This is a genomic window from Mesorhizobium sp. BR-1-1-10, assembly GCF_020165595.1.
GTDB classification, from domain to species: domain Bacteria; phylum Pseudomonadota; class Alphaproteobacteria; order Rhizobiales; family Rhizobiaceae; genus Mesorhizobium; species Mesorhizobium australicum.
Map to the genome: position 1 here is coordinate 1 of NZ_JAIUIL010000013.1, position 26,362 is coordinate 26,362.

Below are 26,362 nucleotides of genomic sequence, written 5' to 3' on the forward strand. Positions count from 1 at the left end.
GCGGGGGGCGCCTGCGGCGCCCGACAGCTGGAACCAGGGATTGGGATTGCGCGGCTTGAAGAAGCCGGGCTGGCCCATCGTCATCGTCATCAACGACGAGGTCTGGTTGCGGATATCGCGGTAGATGTCGCCTTCGGGCGTATAGGACCAGATCTTGCGGCCGGAAATCGTCTGCCAGAACTGTTCCAGCCGCTGCAGCCGGCGGCTCGGCTCGTTGCCTGCGATGATCGCGGCATTGATGGCGCCGATGGAGACGCCGGATAGCCAGGTCGGCTCGCAGCCGGCATCGGCCAGCGCCTGATAGACCCCGGCCTGATAGGCGCCGAGCGCGCCGCCGCCCTGAAAGACCAGCGCGATACGGTCATACTGCGCCGTGATTTCCTCGATGGTGGCGACGGCTGCCTTGTTGCGGTTACGATCAAGCACTGACTTTCTCCAGCTGGGTTGCGCTGGCAGCGGATCGGCTGTGGTCAGCGAGGTAATCATGCACGACTTCGCCCAGGCCGAGCGTCAGATCGGCCTTGAAGTGAACCGCCGACACGATGTCGAGCACGGGCAGCTTCGCCACGTCGGCCATGACATGGGGCCGCAGATCGAGCGCGGCGGGCGCCGTCCAGGCTTCCTTCAGCGTGATATCGGTGAGGTAGTAGCGGACCAGCTCGCAGATGCGCGGCGTGCCGTCGACATGGGGGATGATCTTGATGAGGAAATTGGGGGCGGCGAGCGAGGCGAGCACCTGGTCATGATCGGCCTCACGATGCTTGTAGCCCATCGTGCCGGTGGCGCACAGAACCCTGCCATAGTGCAGCGTGCCGACGATTACCTCGCCTTCATGGACGATCTTGGGATTGGCGAGTTTCTTTGGAAACCCCCACAACTCGCGGCCGCCGGCGATCGGCGCGTCATCGTCGAGATACATCGAATGGACGTAGCCGCCATGCTGGCCCTTGTAGCGCACCGGGATGACCTGGCCGGTCTCGGTGTAGTCGCCGAAGCCGGTGGAGTCCGGCATGCGGATGAATTCGTACTTGACCAGCGGCTCGTCGATTTCAAGCGGCGCCGGCACGACGGCCTCGAGCGCCTCGCGTGTCGTGCGATAGGTGATGATGATGTATTCGCGGTCGAAGAAGCGATAGGGCCCTGGCGGGAACGAGGGATTGGTGAGCGGCATCGCATAGGCGCGCTTCACGACATCGGCGATTTCCATGCTGGTGCCCCAAGGTTCTGTCGGACGAATTCGTTCAGGAAGGATCGCGCGAATGCGCAACGATTATGTTGCACGGCACCATGACAGTGCCGTGTCAGCCTAACGACCAGGTTTCCGAACCGGGCGAGGACAAGCAGGCGTTGTCGTCTGGCTGTAATCGCATCGACACATGGCTCTGCCATTGTCATGCTGCGACGCACAATTATATCGTCATGTTCCCTCCCACCTCGCGCGAGATCTCCCATGGGTTCCCTGTCTTCGAAGAATGCCCTCGTCACCGGCTCGACCAGCGGTATCGGCCTGGCAATCGCCCGCGCCTTTGCCGCCGAGGGCACCAACGTCACCATCAACGGTCTTGGCGATGCTGCCGCCATCGAGCGGGAGCGCGCCGGCATCGAGAAGGATTTCGGCGTCAAGTGCCGCTATTCCGATGCCAACATGATGGATGGCGCCGCGGTCACAGCCATGATCCATGACGCGGAAGAGGCGCTCGGCAGCCTCGACATACTGGTCAACAATGCCGGCATCCAGCATGTGGCGCCGATCGAGGAGTTTCCCGACGACAAATGGGAAGCCATCATCCGCATCAACCTTTTGGCCGCCTTCTACGCCATCAAGGCGGTGGTGCCCGGCATGAAGGCACGCAAATGGGGCCGCATCGTCAACACGGCTTCCGCGCACGCGCTGGTCGCCTCGCCGTTCAAGTCGGCCTATGTCTCGGCCAAGCACGGCATATCAGGCCTGACCAAGACGGTGGCGCTGGAAGTCGCGCAGGACGGCATCACCGTGAACGCGATCGCGCCCGGCTATGTCTGGACGCCGCTGGTCGAAAAGCAGATCCCCGACACGATGAAGGCGCGCGGCATGACCGAGGAACAGGTCAAGCACGACGTGCTGCTGGCGGCGCAGCCGACCAAGGAATTCGTTACTGTCGAAGAGCTTGCGGCACTGGCATTGTTCCTGTGCTCGGATGCGGCCAGGCAGATCACCGGCACGACGTTACCGATGGATGGCGGCTGGACGGCACAGTAAATTGGTCGAAACATGCCGCCTTCAGGGCCAACGCCAGGGCGCCGGCGGGAAGGCAGTGCGCGGCCCATGAAAATCATCCAGCTCTCCGATCCGCATCTGATGGCGCTCGGTGGTTATCTCTACGGTTCGGATCCGCTCGCGCGGCTGGAAGCCTGCCTGGCGGATATCGGCAGGAACCATGCCGATGCCGACCTGGTGGTGATATCAGGCGACCTGAGCAATGATGGCGAGCGCGCCGCCTATGCGGCGTTGCGAGAGGCGCTGGCGCGGTTCGTGCCGCCTTGCCGGCTGATGCTCGGCAACCACGACGACAGGGCGCTTTTTCTCGAAATGTTCCCGGAAGCGCCGGCCGAGCGCGGGTTTGTCCAGAGCGTTTTCGATGGCGGCGATGGCCGCCTGATCCTGCTCGACACGCTGGACAGCGGACATGTCGAGGGCAGGCTGTGCGCGGCCCGTCTCGACTGGCTGGACGAGAAGCTGCACGAAGCGCGCGACAGGCCGGTCTTCCTCTTCATGCACCACCCGCCGTTCCGCATTCACATGCCGGTGCTCGACGAGGTCAGGCTCGCCGACGCCGATGCCTTCCATGACAATCTCCGGCGCCACGGCAATGTCGGCCACATCTTTGCCGGCCATGTCCACAGGCTGATCGCCGGCAGCTGGCGCGGCATACCGGTCAGCACGCTGCGCAGCACCAATCATCAGAGCGCCCTCGATTTTTCGGACAGCTGGCGGCTGGGCCACGAGCCGCCCGCCTATGCCGTCATCTTCATCGATGCGGATGGAGTGGTCGTCCATTTCCACGATTTTGAGACGGGCCGGCCCGAGCCGGTCAAGGATCCTTGACGAGGCGGCTTTCGCCGCCGCCAAGATGGGTCTCCCATACATAATCGGAGATCAGCCGCCGATACTGTGGGGTCATGACCAATTTTCTGTGCGAGGCGCCGCCGACGTGGAAAAAGGCGCCGCCCAGCATCCGATGGTCCGCTTCCATCCCATCAACATCGAGATCGGCTGCCGTCTTTTGCGCATCGGAAACATCGTTCTCGCCAAGTCCGCGATACAGCAGGCTCCAGTTTCCGCCGCCGGTGTCCATTCCGCTGACAAAACGCGGTGTGAAGTCCAGGTCCAGTCCTTGCACGGCGCTGAAGCGGAAGAAGCAGAACCCAGCCCACATGAACCAGGCCTCGGGGTCCGCTTGCGCTGGGCGCTTTGAGCCGTGGACGATTTTTCCCTCCATCGTCGCGGCGATGTCCACGGGGACGGTCGGAAAGCAGTCGTGATCCAGAAATCCGAAAAGCTCCGGCCGCAAAGGCCGAACGATGTTGTGGAAGATCCAGTTCATGGATATCCCGTGCGACCGGTTGGGATGGCTTTCCCGGTTCCGAGGCAAACCGAAATAAGCGGTTTTTCGCGCCCGGCAGATGTCCGCGATACGCACCCTTGCCGATCGATCGGATGAATTGTCGATGACCACCAGCGTCATCCCAGAGGAATACAATTGCCAGGCTCGGGTGAGCGCATCGATGACCCAGGGCGTGTTGAAGGCTATGACAAAGCAGAAGCGCCGGGAACCGGTTTGCAGCAGCTCCTCGGTGAATTTCAGGCCTTCGGCAACGCCGCGCCCGCGAAAATCACGCTCAATCAAGGCGTTGCGAAAAGCCTTGGCCTTTCTGACAGGCCAGTTGTGGTTCAGCAGATCAACAAGGCCCTTGGCCGGCTTCCAGCTCATTACAAACTTCGCCATTGCTCCAAATCGGATGCATGCTCCCATAAGGCGAAGCTCATCTTCCCACAACCCCGGCCTTGAACCGCGAATTTTTGCGACCACCGGCTTGTCGTACACGCATGCTGTATTTCAACCTGATCTGGTCGCGGGCGCTATCAATCGCGACATCGTAGCGCTAAAACGCCATCCGGGTTCTGCACGGGGTTGATATGTTGGTTGCGATCTTCCGCGCATTGCGCGCCATTCCCTTCGTTGCCGCCAGCATTGCCTTTGCCACGGGCGCCCGGGCGCAAGCGGTCGAATTCAAGACAATCACGATCAAGGTCGGCTATGGCCCCGGCGGGGGCTATGACCAGACATCGCGGCTGATCGCTCGCCACTTCGGCCGGTTCCTTCCCGGCAATCCGGATATAGTCGTCCAGAATGTGCCCGGGGGCGGCAGCCTGAAGCTCACCAAGATGGTGTTGCGCAGCGAGCCGGCCGACGGCAGCGTCATCGCTTCCGTCAGCGAAGCCATGTCATATGCGCCGGTGCTCGATCCCCAGAACGCCAATTTCGATCCGCTTGCCCTGCAATGGATTGGCTCGCTCGTCAACGAGCCGGCCTATTGCCTGACGGCCAAGAGTTCCGGCGTCGACACGATGGACAAGTTCCTGCAGTCCGATTTCCTGATTGGGGCGACCGGCAAGAGCAGCGTGACCTATATTTTCGCGGCGCTGGTCAAGAACGGCTTGAAGGCAAAGTTCAAGGTCGTCACCGGCTTTGAAGGCACGGCCGATATCGAACTGGCGATGCAGCGAGGCGAGATCGCCGGAATGTGCGGAGTCTCCAGTTACAACATCTCCGAAAACCGCGACGCGCTCAACCTCATTGGTACCTTCGGCCAAGGCATCGTTGCAGGCCAGGAGAAGTTCACTGCTAGGATCGACGACCCGAAGGTCCGTGAAGCGGCCGCGCTGATCGAGACGGCTTTGCAGTTCCATCATCCGTTGGTTGTCCCACCGGGCACGCCCAAGGAGACGGTCGAAGCGCTGCGCAAGGGATATATGGAGATGGTCAGGGATAAGGCGTTCCTGGCCGACATCGACAAGCTTAGCGAAATGACCGTCAACGCCACCAGCGGCGAAGACATAAGCCGGCTTGTCTCGGAGCAGTTGAAGGTGGATCCGGATGTGTTCGAGACCGCCAGAAATCTGGTGAAGTAGATTCCCGGCGAGGCTCAACGGTGGATCTGATACTCACCGCCGTCGTCGAGATGGCCCAGCCGTTTCGCATGCTGATGCTGGTGACCGGCGTTTTCGTCGGCCTCGTCGTCGGCGTTGTCCCGGGCATTGGCGGGCTGTTCGCGATGGCCCTGCTCATCCCGATGACCTACAACATGGACGCCTATGCCGCCTTCGCGCTCCTGCTCGGTATGGGATCGGTCAATACCACCTCCGATACGATCCCGGCCATCCTGTTTGGGGTTCCGGGCTCGGTCGGAGCGGCGGCGACGGTGCTCGACGGCCATGCCATGGCCAAGAAAGGCGAAGCCGCGCGCGCCTTCGGCGCCTCCTATTCCGCGTCGATGATTGGCGGCGTGTTTGGCGCTCTGGTGCTTGCCGCGGCTATTCCCATCATGCGACCGCTTGTTCTCTATCTAAAGACGCCGGACTTCTTCGCCATCTGCGCCTTCGGCCTCTCCATCGTCGCGATGCTGGCCGGGAGCCAGCCGCTGAAGGGGCTGGCCGCGGCAATGCTCGGCATGCTCGCCTCATTTGTCGGCATCGATAAGATCGCCGGCATCGACCGGTGGACCTTTGGTGAAATCTATCTCTGGGACGGTCTGCCGGTGGCCCTGGTGTTTCTCGGCCTGTTCGGCCTACCGGAGCTGGCTTCGCTCCTGTTGCGAGGTTCCATCCAGGGCAATGCGGAGCGACCGACTTATGCGGGCATGTGGCAAGGCATCAGGGACACGCTGCGGGAGTGGCCGCTGGTGCTGCGATGCAGCAGCATCGGTTCGCTGCTGGGCGCAGTTCCCGGTGTCGGCATCGCGGTGCTGGACTGGATCGCCTATGGCCATGCGTCACGGCGGCCTGGCTCGGGACCGAAATTCGGCGAAGGCAATGTCAGGGGCGTCATCGCGCCCGAGAGCGCCAACAATGCCAAGGAAGGCGGCTCGCTCATCCCGACCATCGCCTTCGGCGTGCCGGGTTCGGCCTCGATGAGCATCCTGCTCGGCGCCTTTGTCGTCCATGGGCTCGTTCCCGGCCCCGACATGCTGGGCAAGAATGCCGCGCTCACCATGTCGATGGTGTTCAGCATCGCCGTGGCAAATATCGTAGGCGCGGTGACCTGCCTTGTGCTGACCCGGCCTCTGGCGCGCGTCGCGCAGGTTCCGGCCGCCATCCTGGTGCCGCTGGTGGTCACCTTCATCGTGGTTGGTGCATACCAGACCAATATGAGCGCCTTCGATTTCGCGCTGGTCATCGGCGTCGGCGCCGTCGGCATGGCGATGAAGGAACTCAACTGGCCGCGCTCGGCCTTTTCATTGGGATTCGTGCTCGGCCCGAGCCTCGAGAACTATTTCTTTCTCGCCTATCAGATTTCCGGCTGGTCGTGGCTTGCCCAGCCGCTGGTGCTCATCCTGCTTGGACTGGCCGTGGTCGGTCTCGTCAGGCAGACGCTGTCGTGGATCAGGGCCAGAAATCCCGGCGGGCCGCTGCCCCCCGCGCTGCCCGACATTGTCGCAGGTGCCACCATGACATTGCTGGCGTTCGCGGCGTTGGTGACGGCTGTGACCGGCTTTCCCTTCGAGGCCGCCATTTTCCCGGTCATCACGGCTGGATTCCTGATGGTGTTTTCGCTGGTGACCACAGTGCAGGCGTCGCTGCGATGGCGCAGGCGGGCCACGCCTGTCCTATCCGCGCCTGCCGCGATACCAGGCGAATGGTCTCCGGTTTCGGAACCCACCATGAAAGGCAATCTCGCGATCATCGGCCTTTGCCTGGCCCTCGCCTTTCTCATCCTGTTGGTCGGTCACCTGGCAGCGACCTTCATCTTCGTTGCCGGCAGCATCACGGTGCTTGGGACGAAGTCGAGGCGGTCATCCCTGGTGATCGCTGCCGCCGCGACGGCCTTCGTCTATTCGGTCTTCGACATGCTGGCATCCCAGCCCTGGCCGACTCCGTGGCTCACAGGCATTAGCGGGATTTTCTAAGACCCCTTATGCGGCGCCAGCGTTTCGACCAGTTGGCGGCGTAGCAGCTTGCCGTTGCCGCTGTAAGGCAACGAGGCGACCAGCCTGATCTCGCGCGGCCGCCGGTCGGGCGCGATGTTGGTGCGCATGAAGGCCTGGAATTCCTCGACGGTTCCGCAGTCTGAGACGATGAAGGCGGCGATTTCCTGCCCCATGGTCTCATCTGGAAAGCCGGCCACGGCGACGTCCTGCACCTTGGCATGGGTGCGGATCAGTTTTTCAAGCTCCTGCGGCGCGACACTGACGCCGCCGCGAACGATCATATCGGCCTCCCGATCGACGATCGTGATAAATCCGTCGGCGTCCAGAAATCCGATATCACCGGGGATGCCCCAGTCGGAGCTCATGATCTGCGGATCGACGAACAGGCGGTTGCCGGGCATCAGGACCGCGGATGCCATGGTCGGCGTCCATGCCTTGATCAGCCCGCGCTCACCTTGCGGCAACACGCGGCCATCGGCACCGAGGATTTCGACCTGTGCGCCGGCGACCGGACGGCCGGCGCTTTCGGGCTTTGCCAGAATATCCTCACCCCATAGCGAGGATATGATGCCGGTAAGGCTCGATGAGTAGCTTATCCGGTATCCAGAGGAGAGATAGCGGTAGGCAGCGATCTTGTCTTCGCCTCTGGCCGGTCCGCCTACGCTGTAGAGAACGGAAAGCTGGGGAAGCAGGTGGGTTGCGCGTTCGCCCACCTCCTTGACCATCCGGGCAATGACTGATGGCGCCAGCGCCGTGCCGCTTGCCTGGAACGAGAGCAGCGCCTCGATGAGCTCCGAGGGGGTGAACAAGGGAGGAAAGAACCGAACGATTCCCCCGTAAAGCAGATAACCGAAGACCTGGTGACGCATTGCCGAGTATGACAGGGCCATCGGCGTCAGGAATCGTTTGGCGGTTCCCTCCACAACGCCGCGGCGCGCCGCGATGCGCCTGGCGAGTGCCTCATGCGACTGGGTGTAGGCCTTTGGATCGCCCGTCGTGCCGGACGAAAAGATCAAAAAGGCCGGGACGGCATCGCTCGCCGGGGGGCGGATGTCGGATCCCGGCGCCGAATCCGATTTCCAGCCAGCCTCGAAAAGGGCGTTCGGATAGACCTCATTGCCCGGCATGGCGCGGCTTTCAAAAACCATTCTCAGATCGAAGTCGCGGGCCTGCCTGGCTCGCTGACTCCTGGGAGTTCGAAAGTCGACGACAACAGGGGTCGCGCCGATTTTCCAGCAGGCGAGGATCGAAAGGATCACGTCGATGTTGTCGAGCATGGCGAGGCCGACGCGGTCGCCCGGTCGGATGCCCGATGCGCCGAAATTGGCTGCAAGATGTCCGCTCTGCGTCAGGGCCTGGGAATAGGTGATATCAGACCGGCCGCTGACCATCGCGACCTTGTCGCCATGGGCAGCGAAGGCCTCCAGTATCTGCCAACCAAAACTCATTGACGATGCGGGTTTTCGCGTGGGGCCTCGCTTCGGGCGGAGAGGAACGTCAAGATCTCCGCGTCGATCGCGTCCATGTTGGCCTTGCGGAATTTGTTGTGCGTACCCGGCATGACGACCGTTTTCACGCTGGCCTCGTTAGACGCCCAGCCCTTGTAGTCCTTCACGGTGGTGGCTCCCCATTCGGAACTGGCGAGGATGAGGATGTCGCAGGGGTAGGACGAGGGCACAAAACCGGCTGCGGCCTGCAGCAGCGCGCTCTTGTATGCCTTCTTGCGCAGATGGCGCCCCAGGCGTGTCTGTCCGAGACCGACCGCCTTCAGCGTGTCCCGCAACAGGCGCCAGTAGACCACCTTGCGCACGATATCGCGCCGCCTCCTCTCGGTGAGGCGATCGTCGGGCATCGGCTTCAGCCAGGCCGAACCTGGCGACGGCGGATCGATGAGCACGATCGCCGGCCGCTTGCCCGTCGCCTCATGGCTCAGCCGGCCGACCTCGATCGCGAGCAGGCCACCCACGCATATGCCGCCGATGACTTCGGGGTGCCTGCCTGTTACCGAGGTGAAGGCTTCAAAATAGTTGGTGCCGATTTCGGCCATGGTGGAATAGGGCGTCTCGCCGGGTTCCGTGCCCATGCCGCGCACCGCCATGATCGCGTATTTCTCTTTCAGACGCCTGCTGAAGCGATTGGCGAACAAGGCCGAGCCGGTGATGCCGTGGATCATCGCGATCGGCTCCTGGCCGACGCTGCCGGACACCGGCACGATCAGCTCACGGGCCGGATGCTCCGGCACCAGCGATGCGATCAACCGGCCGAATTCCCGCGGTGTCTGCGCTTCGAGCAGGATGGAAGTCTGCAATCTCACGCCGAACCGCTTCTGCACGGCAAGCACTAGAGTCTCCGCCATCAGCGAATCGCCGCCGAGATCGAAGAAATTGTCGTCGAAGCCGACGGCCGGCACCTTCAATTCCGCGGCGAAGATGCCGGCAATCGCATGGGCCGGTCCATCGCCCGGCGGTGGCACAGGTCTAACCCGTTGTTGGACGTTCATCGGAAAAGCCCCTAACCGACGGATGTTCACTGCTAACGCTTTTACGCAGGGTGAGAGCCCCTAACAAGTGTCCTGTGCGCCGCGCGTCGAGCCGCCGCTGGCGTGCTTGTCTCGCCACGGCAACGCGGAAAGTCGCGATTTGCCGGCTCCGCAACGGCCTTTTGTCCAGTTGTGTAAGTGTTGCAAAAGCACGCAGATTTGGACATTAGTCTTGACAGAAATACAGATGTTCAATACCCGTCAGGCAATTGAACAAGCCTGCGTTATGGGAGGAATGAGCGGTATGGCGTCCAATGTTTCGTTGACGGGCCTTGCCCGCGATCTCGAGGAACGCGGCAAATCGGGCAAGCCGATCCGGATCGGGCTGATCGGCTCGGGCGAAATGGGAACCGACATCGTCACCCGCGTCGCCCATATGTCGGGCATAGAGATCGGCGCGATCTCCGAGCTGAACCTGCCCGCCGCCAGCAAGGCGGTGGATATCGCCTTCCAGGAAACCGGCCATGCGCGCGAGGTATCGAACGCCTCGGCGATGACGGCCGCCATGGAAGCCGGCAAGGTGGCGGTGACAAACGACGCCAGCCTGGTCATCAACAACGATCTTATCGACGTCGTCATCGATGCCACCGGCGTTCCCGCCGTCGGCGCCGAAATCGGCTTGCGCGCCATGGAGCACGGCAAGCATCTGGTGATGATGAATGTCGAGGCCGACGTCACCATCGGCGCCTATCTCAAGAGCGAGGCCGACCGGCTCGGCGTCACCTATTCGCTCGGCGCCGGCGACGAGCCGTCCTCCTGCATGGAACTGATCGAGTTCGTCTCGGCGATGGGCCACCCGATCGTCGCCGCCGGCAAGGGCAAGAACAACCCGCTCAACATCGACGCCACGCCGCCCGCCTATGAGGAGGAGGCCATGCGCCGGCACATGAATGTGCGCATGCTGGTGGAGTTCGTCGACGGCTCCAAGACCATGGTCGAGATGGCGGCGATCGCCAACGCCACCGGGCTGGTGCCCGACAAGGCCGGCATGCATGGCCCGGCCGCGACGCTCGGCGAATTGAACAAGGTGCTGGTGCCGCAGAAGGATGGCGGCGTGCTGTCGAGGGTCGGCGTCGTCGACTATTCGATCGGCAAGGGTGTCGCGCCCGGTGTCTTCGTCGTCGCCGACATGTCGCATCCGCGCATTTCGGAGCGCATGGAAGATTTGAAGATGGGCAAGGGCCCGTACTTCACGTTCCATCGTCCCTATCACCTGACCTCGCTCGAAGTGCCGCTGACCTGCGCCCGCGTCGTGCTCTACGGCAAGGCCGACATGGTGCCGCTGGCCAAGCCGGTAGCCGAAGTGGCCGCCGTGGCCAAGAAGGACATGCAGCCCGGCGAGAAGCTCGATGCGATCGGCGAATATTGCTACCGCGCCTGGATCATGACTGCACCGGAAGCGCATGCCGCGAGGGCCATTCCATGCGGCCTGCTGCAGGGCGGGTCGGTGACGGCGCCGATCAAGAAGGGTGAGCTCATCACCTACGCCAATGCCGCCCCGGCAGCGGGCTCCAAGATCGCCGAACTGCGCGCCCGTCAGGACAAGCTCGTCTACGGAACCGTGGAGGCGTAACCATGGCCGGAGCCAGCAAAGCCGTCGCGGACAGCCGCGCCAACCTGCCCTTCGTCTATCGCCAGTACAGCGCCGAGCAGCTGAAGCAGGTGCTCTACAAGATGTACCTGATCCGCCGCTTCGAGGAGGGCGCGGAAGAAAGCTACACGCGCGGCCTCATCCACGGCACCATGCATCTGTCGATCGGCCAGGAGGCGAGCGCCATGGGCATCTGCATGCCGCTTGGCGAGGACGACCAGATCACCTCGACCCATCGCGGCCACGGCCACTGCATCGCCAAGGGCGCCGAGGTGAAGCGCATGTTCGCGGAATTCTTCGGCAAGACCACCGGCTATTGCAAGGGCCGCGGCGGTTCGATGCACATCGCCGATGTCGCCAAGGGCAATCTCGGCGCCAATGGCATTGTCGGCGGCGGCATTCCGATTGCCGTCGGCGCCGCGCTGTCCGCCAAGATGATGAAGACCGGCAAGGTTGTCGTCTCCTTCTTCGGCGACGGTGCCAACAATGAAGGCGCCTTCCACGAGGCGCTCAACATGGCCGCGGTCTGGAAGCTGCCGGTGATTTTCGTCTGCGAGAACAATGGCTACGGCATGTCGACGTCGACTGCCCGGTCCACCGCGGTCAAGAACATCGCCGACCGCGCCGCCGCCTATTCGATGCCGGGCGTCATCGTCAACGGCAACATCTTCTCCGAGGTCGCCGAGGCTTCGTACAAGGCGGTCGAGCGGGCACGGGCGGGTGAGGGGCCGACGCTGATCGAGTCCAAGACCTATCGCCATCGCGGCCATTCCAAGAGCGACCGCAATCGCTACCGGACCAAGGAAGAGATCGAGGACTGGATGTCGAACCGCGATCCGATCACACTGTTCGAGAACGAATTGCGGGAATTCGGATTCATCGACGACAAGGGCATCGAAGCCATCCGCGAGGTGGTGGCGCGGGAGATCGCCGACGGCATCGAGTTCGCCAAGGGGAGCCCGTCGCCTGACGTCAGCGAGACCGGCAATTACGTGTATACGGAGCAGGCGTGATGGACGCGATGGTGCGTGAACTGAGCTACGCCCAGGCGATCCAGGAAGCCATGGCGATCGCCATGGACATGGACGAGCGCGTCTTCCTGATGGGCGAGGACATCGGCGTCTATGGCGGCGCCTTCCAGGTGACCGGCGACCTCGTCGATCGTTACGGCGCGGACCGGGTGCTGGACACGCCGATTTCCGAACTGGGCGGTGCGGGGGTCGCTGTCGGCGCCGCGCTGACCGGCATGCGGCCGATCTTCGAATTCCAGTTCTCCGATTTCGCCACGCTGGCGATGGAGCAGATCGTCAACCAGGCTGCCAAGATGCGCTTCATGCTGGGCGGCGAGGTTTCGGTGCCCGTCGTGATGCGCTTTCCCGCCGGCTCCGGTACCGGTGCCGCCGCGCAGCACAGCCAGAGCCTGGAAGCTTGGCTTGGCCATGTGCCGGGCCTGAAGGTTATCCAGCCGTCGACGCCCCATGATGCCAAAGGCATGCTTCTGGCTGCGGTCGCCGATCCCGATCCGGTGATGATCTTCGAGCACAAGCTGCTCTACAAGATGAAGGGCCCGGTGCCCGAAGGCTATTACACCGTGCCGATCGGCAAGGCAGATATCCGCCGCGAGGGCCGTGATCTCACCATCGTCGCCACCTCGATCATGGTGCAGAAGGCGCTCGACGCCGCCGCCGCACTGGAGGCCGACGGCATCGACGTCGAAGTCGTGGACCTCCGGACCATTCGGCCGATGGACAAGCAGACCGTTATCGACAGCGTCAAGAAGACCTCGCGGCTGATGTGCGTCTATGAGGCGGTCAAGACGCTGGGCATCGGCGCCGAGGTCAGCGCCATGATCGCCGAAAGCGAGGCGTTCGACTATCTCGATGCGCCGATCGTGCGGCTGGGCGGTGCGGAAACGCCGATCCCCTACAATCCGGAGCTGGAAAAAGCGACGGTGCCGCAGGTTCCCGACATCGTCACCGCCGCGCGCGACCTCGTCAAAGGGGTTCGCTGATCCATGCCGACCGAAGTCATTCTTCCCAAGGTCGACATGGATATGGCGACCGGACAGATTTCGCGCTGGTTCGCCGAGGAAGGCGCCACGGTCAAGAAGGGCGACGTGCTGTTCGAGATCGAGACCGACAAGGCCGCGATGGAGATCGACGCTCCGGCCAGTGGTGTGTTGCGCGACGTGACCGGCAAGGAAGGAGTCGATATCGCGGTCGGATCGGCGGTGGCTTGGATTTATGCTGACGGCGAGGCTTATAAGGACAAGGCGCCAATCTCACCCCTTGAGGGGGAGATGTCGACGAAGTCGACAGAGGGGGTTGCCTCAGAAGGCACCGCCCTCGCGTTGAGTCCGGTCGAACCGACCCCACCCGACCGGCCTTTGGCCGGCCACCCTCCCCTCGAGGGGGAGGGGAAAACCCGCGCTACACCCTTGGCGCGTCGATTGGCTCGTGAAGCAGGACTGAATCTCTCCGGCATATCAGGCACAGGCCCACATGGCCGCGTCGTAAAGGCGGATATCGATGCGGTACTCTCCTCCCCCCTCGAGGGGGAGGTGTCCGCGAAGCGGACGGAGGGGGTCGCCTCAGGAGGCACCGCTTTTGCGCCGAGTCCGGTCCAACCGACCCCACCCGACCGGCCTGCGGCCGGCCACCCTCCCCTCAAGGGGGAGGGGGATGTGTTGCGCCTGTTCGAGCAAGGCTCCTACGAACTCGTCCCGCACGACAATATGCGCAAGACCATCGCGCGGCGTCTGGTCGAAGCAAAAACCTCCATCCCGCATTTCTATCTGACGCTCGACTGCGAACTCGACGCGCTGCTGGCTTTGCGCACTCAGCTCAATGCCGCGGCACCGGTGAAAAAGACCGACAAGGGTGAGGCGCCCGTCTACAAGCTGTCGGTCAACGACATGGTCATCAAGGCGATGGCGATGGCCTTGAAGGCGGTGCCGGATGCCAATGCCTCATGGACCGAGAGCGCCATGGTCATGCACAGGCATGCCGATGTCGGCGTCGCCGTTTCGATCCCCGGTGGCCTGATCACGCCGATCATCCGGCATGCCGATGAAAAGACGCTGTCGGTCATCTCCAACGAGATGAAGGACCTGGCCAGCCGCGCGCGCAGCCGCAAGCTGAAGCCGGAGGAATATCAAGGCGGCACGACCGCCGTCTCCAATCTCGGCATGTTCGGCATCAAGGACTTTGCCGCCGTCATCAACCCGCCGCATGCGACGATCCTGGCGGTCGGCGCCGGCGAGGAGCGGGCGGTGGTCAGGAACGGCGAGATCAGAATAGCCACCGTGATGTCGGTGACGCTGTCGACTGACCATCGTGCGGTTGATGGCGCGCTGGGAGCCGAACTGCTGGTCGCCTTCAAGAAGCTGATCGAGAATCCGATGGGCATGCTGGTCTAGGCTCCTGCCGTAAGCCGGCGCCAATGATGCGCCGGCTTATGATGAAACGACTTGTCAGGCACCGAACCTTGACCCATGTTCTCTGGTGATCGCGACCAAGGGAGGCCAACATGCCTGCATTCGACCCGTCTGACGTCAAAACCTTGTTCGGCAGGGTCATGGGCGCGTCGCCTTCCGACATCAAGCTGGTGGCGCAGCGCCTGCACGATCATGCTTTCGAGCCACGCATGTCGGCGGAAGAGACAAGGCAGCTTGTCGTCAGCCTAGGCTATGACAGCCTCGATGCGTTCTGCAGTGATATCGGCCTGCCCGCGCATATCGCCGAGCGCTGGAGCCGTTTTGGCGTTTCGGGCGAGATGAAGCAGGTGTTCACCCTGCTGGCGGGGCAGCGCAGACGCGTGGCCGAAGCGATCGCCGAATTCGAATCCATGACCCATGTCGGCGTCGAGGATTTTTTGCGCGAGCGCGGGTTGATTTAAACCCAGGCATCTCAGCCGGCCTTGGCTAGCAGCGCCATAGCGGTGTCGCTGTCGGTGATCAGCACATTGGTGTTGACAGCCTTGAGCGCGGCGAGGATTGCCGCCACCTTGCGCTTTCCGCCGGCGGCCAGCACGACATTCGGCACATGGGCGACAACATCGAGGTCGATCGCCATGACGCGCCGGTTGACTTCGTGATCGACGAGCCTGCCGGCGGCATCGACGAAATAGCATAGCATGTTGGCGACCGCGCCTTTTGCCTTCAAGGGTGTAATCAGCGATGACGGCACGATGTCATGCCGAAAGATGGTGGCATCGGGCGATATGTCGCCGACGGTGAGCAATGCGATGTCGGCCGCCGCGGCGCGCCGGCGCACATCCTGCAGCGTCGGCTGCGCCCACAGGAGATCGCGCAGCGAGGGGTCGTCCACCATCACCGGCGCCGTGATCTGATAGCTGTCCACCTCGAACACATCGGCGACCTTGGCGGCCACGATCGACGGGTTGATCCATTGCGAATGCGGCAGGCTGCCGACAAGCGCCACCACCGAGGCGCGCTTCAAGTGCCGGCGGGCGAGGAAACCCAGGCTGGCGTGCAGTGTGGCGCCACCGCCGATCGCCAGCGTCATGCCATCCTGCATCTGCTCGCCGAGATAGGCCGCCACGGCGTGGCCGATGGCCTTCTCCAGATGGTCGTGAACCGAAGGTGTCGGGATGACGACGGCGGCGTTGAGGCCCCAGCGTTTTTCCAGTTCCCGCTCAAGCGCCACCTGTTCGGCTGTCGGCGCGTTGATCATGGTAACGACGATGCCCTCGGCGGTACAGGCGGCCAGCGTACGCATGACCTTCACCCTGGAGACATCGAGCTTTTCGGCGATCTGCTCCTGCGTGAAGCCCTCGACATAATAGAGCCATGCCGTCTTGACGCTGAGGTCCGACGAGACCATCGGCAGGCGAGCCGGTGCGGGCTTTTGCGTGGGCATGGATGTCGTCCCTCATGTGTCATGGCCGACGGTTGTCCTCATCCGGCAAGGCCGCTCTTACGTCAATCGGATGCCGGGTTCGCGGCAGGCCGATTATCGCACAGCTGTGATCATTTGTAATTGACATCGTACATATGAACATATTTTGTTGGTTTCACGCGCTGTGTCATCCACCAGTCATATGCGCCGTGCAGGGAGGAAGAGACGGGGTGCTGGCCAGGGGCCAGACCGGTCATGCACAGACAAGACAGGAGGTCTCATGAAGACGCTATTCATCCAGCTGCTGGCCAGCCAGCTGGCGCTCGCGGCAACTTTGTTTGCCGGCGTGGCAAATGCCGAAACACTGACGCTCTACACATCCCAGCCCGAGGCAGACGCAGCCAAGACCGTGGATGCCTTCAAGAAGGCACAGCCCGGCATCGACGTCACCATCTATCGCTCCGGAACCAGCGACATCCTGACCAAGATGGCGGCCGAGTTCGCCGCAGGCAGCCCGCAGCCCGACGTGCTGCTGATCGCCGACGCGGTGTCGATGGAACTGCTGAAGAAGGACGACCGGCTGCTGGCCTATCCCGAGGCCAAGCTCGACGGCATCGAGGCGGATGCCTATGACGCCGACAAGACTTATTTCGGCAGCAAGCTGATCACTACCGGCATCGTCTACAACACCGCTGCCGCCGAAAAGCCGCAGCATTGGGCGGACCTCGCCAAGCCGGCCTATGCCGATGGCCTGGTCATGCCGAGCCCGCTCTATTCCGGTGCCGCCGCCTACCTGCTTTCGGGCTTCGCCGGCGACAGCAATTATGGCTGGGATTTCTTCCAGAAGCTGAAGACCAACAACACCGTCAGCGTGCGCGGCAATGGCGCGGTGCTGAAGTCGGTGGCGTCGGGCGAGAAGCCCTATGGCATCCTCGTCGATTTCATGGCGATGAACGCCAAGAAGAAGGGTTCGCCCGTCGAATTCGTGTTCCCCTCGGAGGGCGTGCCCGCCGTGACCGAACCGGTGGCCATCATGAAGACCGCCAAGAACGTCGACGGTGCGAAAAAATTCGTCGACTTCATTCTGTCCGATGAAGGCCAGAAGCTGGCGCTGTCGATGGGTTACCTGCCGGCACGCGCTTCGGTCGGTCGTCCCGACTGGCTGCCGGAAGGCGTCAAGGTCAAGGTGATGCCGTTCGACACCAAGGCGATCGTCGCCGAGACCGACGCCGACAAGGCGAAGTTCCAGGACCTGTTCGGCGGCTGAGCCGTCGATCCCCGCGAGATGCCGTCTCGACGGCATCTCGTCAGTTCAGGTGAGCCCGGCCGCACCGCTGACCGATCCCAGGAAACGCAATCATGCCGACACGTATCAGGGAGAGCCGGGGCCAGGAAATGGTCCTGACGGCGGCGGTGGCCGTCGTCATCGTCCTGCTTTCGCTGCTGCCCATGCTGCGCCTCGTCAAGGAGATCGTGGCACCCGGCGGTGTCTTGTCGACGGTGGCCGTGGAGGCCGGGCTGAGAAGCCCGTCAACCTGGATCGCGACATGGCATACGCTGGTCGTCGGCATCGGCGGCACTCTTCTGGCGGTGCTGTCGGGAACGTGGGTGGCCGTGCTTGTATCGCTGACCGACATACGCGGCCGAAGCGCCCTGGTGCTCTGCTACGTCATGCCGCTGATGATCGCGCCACAGGTGACGGCGCTGGCCTGGCTGCAACTGTTCGGCCCTGCCAGCCCATTCCTCAAGCTTTTCGGGGCGGCGCCGCCGCTCGGCACGAAGAACCCGCTCTACTCGACCTCGGGCATCATCCTGCTGCTTGGCGTCCAATACGGGCCGCTGGTCTTCCTGCTGGTGCGTGCAGGCCTGCGCAAGCTGCCGCGCGAACTGGTCGAAGCGGCGCGCGCCGGCGGTGCGAATTGGTTCACCGTACTGATCACCATCGTGCTGCCCTTGATGACGCCGTCGATCATGGCGGCGGCCGCGCTTGCCTTCGTCTCCTGCGTCGGCAATTTCGGCATTCCGGCCTTTCTCGGCATCCCCGCCAACTACCTGGTGCTGCCGACGCTCATCTATCAGAAGCTGGCCGGCGGGGGCCCGGCGGTACTCGGCGAGACCGCGTTCCTGTCGGTGCTGATCGGCATCATCGCCATGGCCGGCATTCTTGCCCAGGAGGTGATGAGCCGCCGCCGCGACTACCGCATCTCCTCGACGTCGCTGCCGGCCGAACCTTATGAACTGGGCCGCTGGCGGCCGGTCGTCCAGGCCGGCATGTGGCTGCTCATCGTGCTGGTGCTGGTCCTGCCGCTGTTCGGGCTGGTGCTGACGTCGCTGGTGCCGGGCTACGGCATCGCGCTCACCGCCAAGACGGCGACGCTCGACAATTACCGTTTCGTGCTGTTCGAGCATGATGCCGCCAGCCGCGCCTTCTTCAACAGTTTCTGGCTGTCGATCGCTGCCGCTTTCTTCGCGGTCCTCGTCGCCGTGCCGATCGGCTATCTCATCGCTTGGGGCAAGCAGCGCTGGGTGCGGCTGCTCAATCTTTCAGTCGAACTGCCGTATGCCTTGCCCGGCGTGGTGCTGGCGATCGCCTCGCTGCTCTTGTTCCTGCGCCCCATCCCGCTGACCGGCGTCCAGCTCTACAACACCGTCTGGATCATCCTCTATGCCTATCTCGCCCGCTTCCTGGTGCTGGCCTTGCGGCCGACCATCAGCGGCTATCACCAGATCGATCGGGCACTCGAAGAAGCCGCACAAGTTGCGGGCGCCGGCCTGTTCACGCGCATGCGCACCATCGTCTTTCCGCTGGTCGCGCCGGCGGCGATCGCCGGCGGCCTGCTGATCTTCATGACGGCCCTCAGCGAACTCACCGTCTCGGCGCTGCTGTGGTCGTCGGGCTCGGAGACCATCGGCGTTGTCATGTTTTCCTTCGAGCAGGGCGGCGATTCCAACTACGCGGCGGCGATGTCGGTCATCACGGTCGCGGTCACCTTCGTGCTGATGCTGGTGACCAACCTGCTTGCCCCTCATCTTCCGAGCGGAGTTCTGCCATGGCGCGATTGACCCTGGACCATGTGACCAAGAGCTTCGCCGAGTTCGATGCGGTCAAGGACGTTTCGATCGATGTCGCTGACGGCGAATTTCTGGCGGTGCTCGGCCCCTCCGGCTGTGGCAAGACGACATTGCTGCGGCTGGTCGCCGGTTTCGAAAAGGTGACCTCGGGCGAAATCCGCATCGGCAGCGATGTCGTGTCGAACAGCGGCGGCAGCGTCGCGCCGGAAAAGCGGCGCGTCGGCATCGTCTTCCAGAATTACGCGCTGTGGCCGCATATGAGCGTCGCCGAGAATATCGGCTATGCGCTGAAGGTGGCCAAGCTCGACAAGGCGGTTGCGCGCCAAAAAGTGGAAGACGCGCTTGCCCTTGTCAATCTTCAGGGTCTGGGCGAGCGCCGGCCCGCCAATCTTTCCGGCGGCCAGCGCCAGCGGGTGGCCTTGGCGCGTTGCCTGGTGGCGACACCTTCGCTGGTGCTGTTCGACGAGCCACTCGCCAATCTCGACGTCCATCTCAGGGCCTCGATGGAGGACGAGTTCGCCGCCTTCCACAAGCGCACCGGCACGACCATCGTCTACATAACCCATGACCAGGCCGAGGCGATGGCGCTGGCCGACCGCATCGCGGTGATGGACCATGGACGCTTGGCGCAGCTCGCCACCCCGCGTGAACTCTATCATAAGCCGGCAAATGAGATGGTGGCCTCCTTCATTTCGCAAGGCATTCTGCTTCCGGCGGACGTGTTGGCCAGCGAGGACAACGGCCATTGCAAGGTCCGGGTTCTCGGAACCGAGCTGGTGGTCCGTTGCCGGCCTGGCGAGCGGCCGCGCGCCGGCGCCAAGATCTGCTGCCGCCCCGCCGATATCGAGCTTTCGGCCGATGCCTCGGGCTTCGATGGTCTCGTCAAGCGGGCGATCTATCAGGGCGGCGGGGCGCGGATTGAATTCGCGCCGACCGCTGGTCCCGACCTCACCTTGCATTTCGAGCAACCCGATCCGGTTGTGCTGGAGAACGGGGCGCAAGCGCGCCTGCGCATAAAATCCGGCTGGCTGATCCCGGCGGCGGGGACAGCCTCGTGATGATACTGGACCTTGCCGGCGGCTTCGGAGAAAAGGGCCGCACCAGCCTCGCCGTCAACAGCGGCGACAATCGCATCCTGCTCGATGTCGGCATCAAGGTCGGCGCTTCCGGGGCGGAATACTATCCAGCGCTCAACGGGTCGAGCGACGACATCGATGCTGTTTTTGTTTCGCATGCCCATGAGGATCATGTCGGCGCGCTGAGCTGGCTGTTGTCGCGGGGCTATAGCGGCCCGATCTTCATGACGGCGGAGACCCGTGCCGAGGCGCCGGCCACGCTTGCCGCCTATGCCGAGCCGGAGGATTTCAGGCGATTTCCCTTGCCTGAAAACCGCATCGAACTCTTCGAACCAGGCGACACACTCACTAGCGGCAATTTCGTAGTCAGCACGGGACGTTCAGGTCACGTCGTCGGCGGGGTCTGGTTCGCCGTCGACGACGGGACAAGCCGCATCGCCTATTCGGCCGATGTGGTGCCTGACAGCAATGTGTTCGTCATGGACACGATCCCGCATTGCGATCTCCTGGTCTTCGATGCCTCCTACGGGGCGGATCCCGTGCCGGGGGCTGCCCGGGCGCAAGAAATTTCCGAATGGGTGGCGCGGCATCCGCAGGGATGCCTGTTGCCGACGCCGCTGTCTGGCCGATCGCTGGAACTGATCGCGGCCTTGCCGGGGTCGTTCGCCGTCCATGCCGGCATGCGTTCGTCGCTGGAAGCGCAGATCGGCGCGACCGCGTCCCTGTTGCCGGGCATTTCCGAGCTTTTGCTTGCCCGCCTGCGAAGCGCGGCCGACTGGAGCGATGCCGACCCGCTGCCTTCGCTGCCCCTGCTGGCCAATGACGGCATGGGCGAGGCTGGCCCGTCGTCGCACCTTTTGCCTCGCGCCGACGATGCCGGGTTTCCGGTGTTGCTCACCGGGCATCTGCCTTTGGGCTCTCCGGCCGATCTCATGCACAAGGCCGGCCGGGCGGACTGGATACGCATGCCCACCCACCCGACACTGTCGGGCAATGTCGGCATCTGGGAGAAGGCGGGACGCCCCAGGGCGCTGGGCCATTCCTGCGCGCCCGATCTTCTGGGCGAGTTGAAAAGCCATATTCCGTCCTTGCTCACGCAATGCCGTACGGGTCAACGCATCACGGTGGGGCAAGGAAGCGCATCATGAGAATCCTGATCTGCAACGATGACGGCATCGAAGCGCCGGGTCTTGCCCGTCTGGTCAATGCCGCCCTCGGGTTGAGCGACGATGTCTGGGTGGTCGCGCCGGACGGCAAGCGCACCGCCGCCGGCTCGTCGCTGACCATCGCCAGGCCGCTGACGATGCGGCGCGTCAAGCCGAACTGGTATTCGTGCTCGGGCACGCCAGCCGATTGCGTGGTGAGCGCCATGACGTGGCTATTCGCTGATGAACCGAAGCCTGACCTCGTATTGTCGGGCATCAATGACGGCCGCAACGTCGCCGAGGATATCGCCTATTCCGGCACACTGGGTATTGCCCGCGAAGCGAGTTTCTGGGGCATACCCGCGATCGGCTTTTCGCGCGTGAAAAATCCTGACTTCGGCGCTGCCGACGACGAATGGCTTGGCAAGCTGATCGCCTCGCTCTGGCAAGCGCGTGCCGATTGGGCGACCGAGGGCCATTGGCTGAGCGTCAACTTGCCGACCGCGCTGCCGGCCGAAATTCGCCAGCCGCGCATCGGCCGCGACAAGATCGGCCGCACGGCCGAGGTGGTGGAAAGCGCCGGGGATCGCACGATCATCACGGTGCCGCGTGGCCGAGCCCATGCAAGCGAACCGGGGGATGAAAACGCCGCGATCGATGCGGGTTTCGTCAGCATCAACCGGCTGAACTGGTTTGGGGAAACGCGGCTGGACGAGGGATTTCTGGACGGAATCCCACGCTGGCGGCAAAGCTAGCCGATCTCCCTGCGCGGCATCCTCCAGATCACCAAGCTGTCAGCGGCTAAATGGCGTCAATCCGGTGCTTATGCTTGAAGCCGCCGCTATTTCATTCCACATCGGAAGAGATGAAGGATCAGACACGCGAATGGCGCCGGAATCTGCTGTGGGCCTTGGCCGCATCGCTGGTCCTGCATGCGCTTGTCGCATCGTTCTTCATCTACGGCCTGTCAAAAGCCTCACAAGAGCCCCAGCAGGAGCAACCGATAAGCGTCGCGCTCGTGCCTCCGCCCGACAAGCCAAAACCGCAGCCGCTCAAAGCCGAGAAGCCGCCGGAACCTAAGGCTGATAAGCCCCCCGAGCAGAAGGTTGAAAAGCCACCCGAACAGCCGCGCAAACAACCTGACGACACCGCTTTGAAGCGCGTTTTTCAGTTTGGCGACAAAGATACAGGACCGAAGAAATCCCTGGATGGAGGGGCGGCCAAGGACAATGCGCCGTCGCCTGCAAAGGATGAGGCCTCGAAGCCTCCGGTCGTGCCCAAGTCCGCCGAGAACAAGCCTGCAGCGACGGCAAACGCGGAGCAGCGGCCGGATGCGAGCAAAGCCGATGAGAATCCGCCAACCGAGCCGACCGTCACCAAGCCCACGCCGAGCGAGGAAAAGCAGGTCACGGAAGACGCTGATAAACAGCAGGCTGCGCCAAAAGCTTCCGATCAGCAAGCAGCCGTAGAGCCAAAGCCGTCGCCAGCCGAGAGCGACGCCAAGACCGGGGCCGCGACCGAAAAGCCCAAGGCCAAAGTCGTCAAGACGATGAAGTTCAAGTCTGAAAAAGCCCTGAAGTCCCGGGCCGGAAAAGCCACCGCCTCAAATTCCACGAACGACGCAGGTGCTGGATCACCAATGTATTCCGGTCTTCCGGGGGTTCGGAAACTCTACTCGCAGGGCGCTACCGGCGACGCGTTGGCCACGAGTTCCATGAGCGGCGTACCTCGCAGTCAGCGCGTTGCGACCCTTTGCGCCAACGTGCTGGACCAGGAGCTGCAGGGTGCCGACTATTCTCCCAAATGGCTGCCGACGATTCCGCTGAAGGCCGGCAATGTTCTCGACCGCCCCGAAGCGGCCTTCAGCACGACAACCACATGGTACCAACTGAGCTTCCGATGCGAGGTGGATACCGATGCGACCAGGGTCCTGTCGTTCGGCTTCCGTGTCGGCTCCGAGATTCCACGCAGCGAATGGCCGCCAAACCATCCTCTTTAGTCTCTGCCACTTAGGCTGGCACACCAAGTCCAGCCAATTGCCGGCTAACTTCATGCCAGTCGGCGCAGACGAGATCGGCACCGGCCGCCGTCAGCCGTGCGGCATGCTCGGCATAAGTATGACCGCCGCCGGTATAGCCGATCGCCGTCATGCCGGCGGCGACCGCGCCCTGGATGCCGAAAGGCGAATCCTCGATGACGATGCAGTCGGCTGGTTTGGCGCCCATCCTGGCAGCCGCGAAAAGGAAGATGTCCGGCGCCGGCTTGCCGTTCTTGACCATCGAGGAACTGTAGATCGCATCGCCGAAGAAGCGTGCCAATCCGGTCACCGCCAGGCTGTGGTTTATACGCTCGATGGAGGACGAGGAGGCAACGCAGCGGTCGCCGGCAAGCGTTTCCAGAAACGAGCCTATTCCAGGCGTTGGCTTCAACTCTTCGGTGAAAAGCACCTTGGTCTCGGCCCAGATATCGCCGTCGGCCGACGCGGGAAACTGATGGCCGGTCAACTCCTTGATCCTGACGATGATGTCGGCCTGTTTCATGCCGACGCACTGGGCGATGATGCCGCCGTGAACGCCCGGCATGCCATGCTTATCGTAGACACGTTCATAGGCCTTGGCGGCCAGTGGCTCGCTGTCGACGAGAACGCCGTCGCAATCGAAAATGATCAGTCTTGACGGCGCCACGCGTTTCTCCCGGCCTCTGTCAGAATTCGCACATCGCTATCGACAAAAAGTCAAATGTTCAATAGCGGGCGCGCTCGGCCTCGTGGATAGGGGGTAATAGAGGCCAATTCAAAGCTGGCGCAAGACGTCGCTGGCGCGGGAGGACCCCAGCGCCCGCTGCATGGCCTGCCGCGACTGTGCGCGATCGGGCGTGATCCAGTTCGGTTCCGCCCCCAGGAAGCGGTCGAGGAAAGCCACGGCATAGGCCGGCATTTCGGTGACGTTCTCGCGATAGGACCACCAGGTGCGCAGGTCGTCGGCGCATTTGTCGATACTGGGCGCCGAGCCAAACTCCTGCTCGTAGATCGCCGAAATCACCGAGACACAGTAGTTGGTGTAGAGAAAGCCTTCCGGCCAGAAACGGATGATGTCCAGCGTGCCGGCATTCTGATCCGTTTCGATGAGCTGGGTGAGGCCGGAGATTTCCCTTGCCGGCGCCTGTTTTATCAGTTCGCGCAGCACGAGGCCGGCGGCAAAGACGATGAAATCGGCGCGGTCGATCGCGGCAAAGCGCTTCTGCGCTTCCATGACCTCGACCCAGTCGAGAAAAGCCCGGGTCAGCTTCGCCTCGTCGATTTCGAAGCGTACGCCGAATGTGTCCGAGACCACCTTGGCGCTGCCGCGGAAGGTGGCGCGGAACCAGCGCAACTGCCGCAGCCGGTGGCGCAGGTCGGGCATGAGGGCCAGTTCATCCCTGAAGGGCAGTTCCATTTCCTGTATCCCGTTTCCCCACAGGTTAGCACAGTCGTGCCCCCGCCGTAATCGCGCGGCGGCCCTGTGGATGACCGTGGTTGAGGTCAATATCATACATATTGACATTCGCGGAAACAAATGTTCTCACTTTGCTGTTGTCGTGCGCCGGTCCAAGGTGCGCCTCGACTGAGGCTTCGGGAGGAGAACCGAATGGCGATTTGGCAGTGGGGACTGCTTCTGCTGGTTATTGTGTGGGCGTTGCAGTCGCTCGGCGTCTGGCTGCAGATGCGGCACTATTCGGATGTCTTCCGGGGCGTCACCGACCAGTACAAGGACGGCTTCGTCGGAGCCGGCAATTTTCGCGGCCGATTTGCCAAGGGAACGATCGCGCTGGTCGTGGTTACGCCCGACTTGATCGTGCGCCGCATGATGGTGATGAGCGGCCGTTCCGTGTTCACCAAATTCAAGCGACATGAAGAATTCGAGGGCGTTCCCCTCGATCGACTCCGGTCCAACCCTGCGATCATGGGGGAGGGGGAACCCGGTGTGGCCGAGGCCGTGAAGCGGGCGATCGAACAGATCGACAAAGCACGGTCGGAGCCGGGGAAGAAGCCGGGTCTGGCCGGCTTGAATGTAGCAAGGGCATAGAGGAGGCCGTGCGCCGACTGGGATCAACCGGCGGGCCGGCATAAGGAGGAGAAATGTCTGTATTTTCGTTGTTGGCGCAGCATGCCGACATGGCCGTGCACAATTTGCATGTCGCGGGTGCCATGGTCTCGGATGCTGCATTGCATGGCAAGCTCGCCGTCGAGCATGCTTCCGATCATCTCGTGGTCCTGGCGCAGGCGCAGACCGACAGCGGGCCGGTCACCGCCGATCAGCTGAAGGAGCAGCTGAAAAACGTGCAGCAGGAAGAGCAGCTTGGCTGGCTGACTGCCATCGGCAAGTACTTCATCGGCATTTTCCAGAAGGGCGGCGAGGTTTTCGCCGGCTTTGTCACCGGCATCATCCCGACGCTTGTGGTGCTGATGACTGCCTTTTACGCCGTCACCGAACTGGTCGGCGAAGAGCGGGTCCACGGTCTGGCGCGTGGCGCTGGCCGCATCGCGCTGACCCGCTACACCGTGCTGCCGCTGCTGGCGGTGTTCTTCCTCACCAACCCGATGGCTTACACCTTCGGCTCGTTCCTGGAAGAAAAGCACAAGCCGGCCTTCTATGACGCGGCCGTGTCCTACGTGCATCCGCCGCTCGGCCTCTTTCCGCACATCAACCCTGGCGAATATTTCGTCTGGGGAGGCATGCTCGTGGCCTTGCTCGATCTCGAGAAGCGCGGCGTCATCGCCGCCGGCTATCATGTCAAGGTTGCCATCTGGTACGCCATCGTCGGCCTCGTCGTCATCCTGCTCAAGGGCATGCTGACCGAGCGCATCACCGCCATCATGGCACGCCGCCAGGGCGTCGAGCTGTAAGGGCGGG

Annotated in this window: 25 protein-coding genes; 17 read left to right on the forward strand and 8 right to left on the reverse strand. The window is 63.0% G+C overall.

What is annotated here, in order from left to right:
• On the reverse strand, positions 1–426 hold a 426-nt coding region (locus LB555_RS24515), incomplete at its 3' end, for a patatin-like phospholipase family protein (RefSeq protein WP_224683997.1).
• Entirely contained in the window at positions 419–1,207 is a 789-nt protein-coding gene (locus LB555_RS24520) for an acetoacetate decarboxylase (protein WP_015315445.1), read from the reverse strand. The genes LB555_RS24515 and LB555_RS24520, both read right to left, overlap by 8 nt.
• Positions 1,208–1,450: 243 nt before the next feature.
• Here LB555_RS24520 and LB555_RS24525 point away from each other — a divergent pair, with 243 nt between their 5' ends.
• Positions 1,451–2,239 (forward strand): 3-hydroxybutyrate dehydrogenase, encoded by a 789-nt coding sequence (locus LB555_RS24525; RefSeq protein WP_015315446.1) that lies wholly within the window; start codon positions 1,451–1,453, stop codon positions 2,237–2,239.
• Positions 2,240–2,305: 66 nt separating this feature from the next.
• Complete coding sequence (locus LB555_RS24530; RefSeq protein WP_015315447.1) at positions 2,306–3,085, forward strand: phosphodiesterase; 780 nt, start codon at positions 2,306–2,308, stop codon at positions 3,083–3,085.
• On the opposite strand, the gene LB555_RS24535 is transcribed toward LB555_RS24530, so the two are convergent.
• Positions 3,072–3,971, reverse strand: coding sequence for a hypothetical protein (locus tag LB555_RS24535; RefSeq protein WP_224683998.1), 900 nt, complete (start codon positions 3,969–3,971; stop codon positions 3,072–3,074). The two genes, LB555_RS24530 and LB555_RS24535, sit on opposite strands and share 14 nt — an antisense overlap.
• Before the next feature lie 206 nt (positions 3,972–4,177).
• On the opposite strand from LB555_RS24535, the gene LB555_RS24540 reads away from it, so the two are divergent.
• Positions 4,178–5,173: a Bug family tripartite tricarboxylate transporter substrate binding protein gene (locus LB555_RS24540; protein ID WP_224683999.1), complete on the forward strand. Its 996-nt coding sequence runs from the start codon at positions 4,178–4,180 to the stop codon at positions 5,171–5,173.
• 20 nt (positions 5,174–5,193) lie between these two features.
• Positions 5,194–7,167, forward strand: coding sequence for a tripartite tricarboxylate transporter permease (locus LB555_RS24545; protein WP_224684000.1), 1,974 nt, complete (start codon positions 5,194–5,196; stop codon positions 7,165–7,167).
• Here the strand turns inward: LB555_RS24545 and LB555_RS24550 are convergent.
• A complete protein-coding gene (locus LB555_RS24550; RefSeq protein WP_224684001.1) occupies positions 7,164–8,636 on the reverse strand; it encodes a class I adenylate-forming enzyme family protein in 1,473 nt (490 codons plus the stop codon). The two genes, LB555_RS24545 and LB555_RS24550, sit on opposite strands and share 4 nt — an antisense overlap.
• Positions 8,633–9,688, reverse strand: a complete 1,056-nt coding sequence (locus tag LB555_RS24555; RefSeq protein ID WP_140712777.1) for a phosphopantetheine-binding protein — start codon at positions 9,686–9,688, stop codon at positions 8,633–8,635. The genes LB555_RS24550 and LB555_RS24555 overlap by 4 nt, the downstream gene beginning before the upstream one ends.
• Before the next feature lie 283 nt (positions 9,689–9,971).
• On the opposite strand from LB555_RS24555, the gene LB555_RS24560 reads away from it, so the two are divergent.
• The 5 genes from LB555_RS24560 to LB555_RS24580 all read left to right on the forward strand — a co-directional run bounded on the left by LB555_RS24560 (position 9,972) and on the right by LB555_RS24580 (position 15,215).
• On the forward strand, positions 9,972–11,300 hold the full coding sequence (locus LB555_RS24560; protein ID WP_140662917.1) for an NAD(P)H-dependent oxidoreductase: 1,329 nt from the start codon (positions 9,972–9,974) through the stop codon (positions 11,298–11,300).
• Positions 11,301–11,302: 2 nt separating this feature from the next.
• Positions 11,303–12,331 carry a thiamine pyrophosphate-dependent dehydrogenase E1 component subunit alpha gene (locus LB555_RS24565; protein WP_140874904.1) on the forward strand — a complete coding sequence of 343 codons (1,029 nt, stop codon included), beginning with the start codon at positions 11,303–11,305 and terminating at the stop codon, positions 12,329–12,331.
• Positions 12,331–13,329 (forward strand): alpha-ketoacid dehydrogenase subunit beta, encoded by a 999-nt coding sequence (locus tag LB555_RS24570; RefSeq protein ID WP_224643024.1) that lies wholly within the window; start codon positions 12,331–12,333, stop codon positions 13,327–13,329. The genes LB555_RS24565 and LB555_RS24570 overlap by 1 nt, the downstream gene beginning before the upstream one ends.
• A 3-nt stretch (positions 13,330–13,332) precedes the next feature.
• A complete protein-coding gene (locus tag LB555_RS24575; RefSeq protein ID WP_224684002.1) occupies positions 13,333–14,736 on the forward strand; it encodes a pyruvate dehydrogenase complex dihydrolipoamide acetyltransferase in 1,404 nt (467 codons plus the stop codon).
• Positions 14,737–14,846: 110 nt separating this feature from the next.
• The gene (locus tag LB555_RS24580) at positions 14,847–15,215 is read left to right on the forward strand and encodes a hypothetical protein (protein ID WP_015315457.1); all 369 of its coding nucleotides are present in this window, start codon (positions 14,847–14,849) and stop codon (positions 15,213–15,215) included.
• An 11-nt stretch (positions 15,216–15,226) separates the two neighbouring features.
• Here LB555_RS24580 and LB555_RS24585 read toward each other — a convergent pair whose 3' ends face one another.
• On the reverse strand, positions 15,227–16,198 hold the full coding sequence (locus LB555_RS24585) for a sugar-binding transcriptional regulator (RefSeq protein WP_015315458.1): 972 nt from the start codon (positions 16,196–16,198) through the stop codon (positions 15,227–15,229).
• Between the two features lie 259 nt (positions 16,199–16,457).
• Between LB555_RS24585 and LB555_RS24590 the strand changes: the two genes are divergently transcribed.
• The 6 genes from LB555_RS24590 to LB555_RS24615 all read left to right on the forward strand — a co-directional run bounded on the left by LB555_RS24590 (position 16,458) and on the right by LB555_RS24615 (position 23,469).
• Positions 16,458–17,444, forward strand: coding sequence for an ABC transporter substrate-binding protein (locus LB555_RS24590; RefSeq protein WP_015315459.1), 987 nt, complete (start codon positions 16,458–16,460; stop codon positions 17,442–17,444).
• 92 nt (positions 17,445–17,536) lie between these two features.
• Entirely contained in the window at positions 17,537–19,240 is a 1,704-nt protein-coding gene (locus tag LB555_RS24595; RefSeq protein WP_224684003.1) for an ABC transporter permease, read from the forward strand.
• Positions 19,228–20,307, forward strand: a complete 1,080-nt coding sequence (locus LB555_RS24600) for an ABC transporter ATP-binding protein (RefSeq protein WP_224684004.1) — start codon at positions 19,228–19,230, stop codon at positions 20,305–20,307. The genes LB555_RS24595 and LB555_RS24600 overlap by 13 nt, the downstream gene beginning before the upstream one ends.
• A complete protein-coding gene (locus LB555_RS24605) occupies positions 20,307–21,473 on the forward strand; it encodes an MBL fold metallo-hydrolase (protein WP_224684056.1) in 1,167 nt (388 codons plus the stop codon). Before LB555_RS24600 ends, LB555_RS24605 begins: the two co-directional genes overlap by 1 nt.
• A complete protein-coding gene (locus LB555_RS24610) occupies positions 21,470–22,225 on the forward strand; it encodes a 5'/3'-nucleotidase SurE (protein ID WP_140616778.1) in 756 nt (251 codons plus the stop codon). The genes LB555_RS24605 and LB555_RS24610 overlap by 4 nt, the downstream gene beginning before the upstream one ends.
• Positions 22,226–22,335: 110 nt before the next feature.
• Positions 22,336–23,469 (forward strand): DUF930 domain-containing protein, encoded by a 1,134-nt coding sequence (locus LB555_RS24615; protein WP_224684005.1) that lies wholly within the window; start codon positions 22,336–22,338, stop codon positions 23,467–23,469.
• 10 nt (positions 23,470–23,479) lie between these two features.
• Here the strand turns inward: LB555_RS24615 and LB555_RS24620 are convergent, their stop codons facing one another.
• Together LB555_RS24620 and LB555_RS24625 are read right to left on the reverse strand one after the other, a co-directional pair.
• Positions 23,480–24,154, reverse strand: coding sequence for an HAD family hydrolase (locus LB555_RS24620; protein ID WP_140616779.1), 675 nt, complete (start codon positions 24,152–24,154; stop codon positions 23,480–23,482).
• Positions 24,155–24,262: 108 nt separating this feature from the next.
• Complete coding sequence (locus LB555_RS24625; RefSeq protein ID WP_140616780.1) at positions 24,263–24,904, reverse strand: hypothetical protein; 642 nt, start codon at positions 24,902–24,904, stop codon at positions 24,263–24,265.
• 192 nt (positions 24,905–25,096) lie between these two features.
• Between LB555_RS24625 and LB555_RS24630 the strand changes: the two genes are divergently transcribed.
• On the forward strand, positions 25,097–25,534 hold the full coding sequence (locus LB555_RS24630; protein WP_015315467.1) for a transcriptional regulator GutM: 438 nt from the start codon (positions 25,097–25,099) through the stop codon (positions 25,532–25,534).
• Between the two features lie 53 nt (positions 25,535–25,587).
• Entirely contained in the window at positions 25,588–26,355 is a 768-nt protein-coding gene (locus tag LB555_RS24635; RefSeq protein ID WP_140616781.1) for a PTS glucitol/sorbitol transporter subunit IIC, read from the forward strand.
• Positions 26,356–26,362 lie beyond the last annotated feature (7 nt).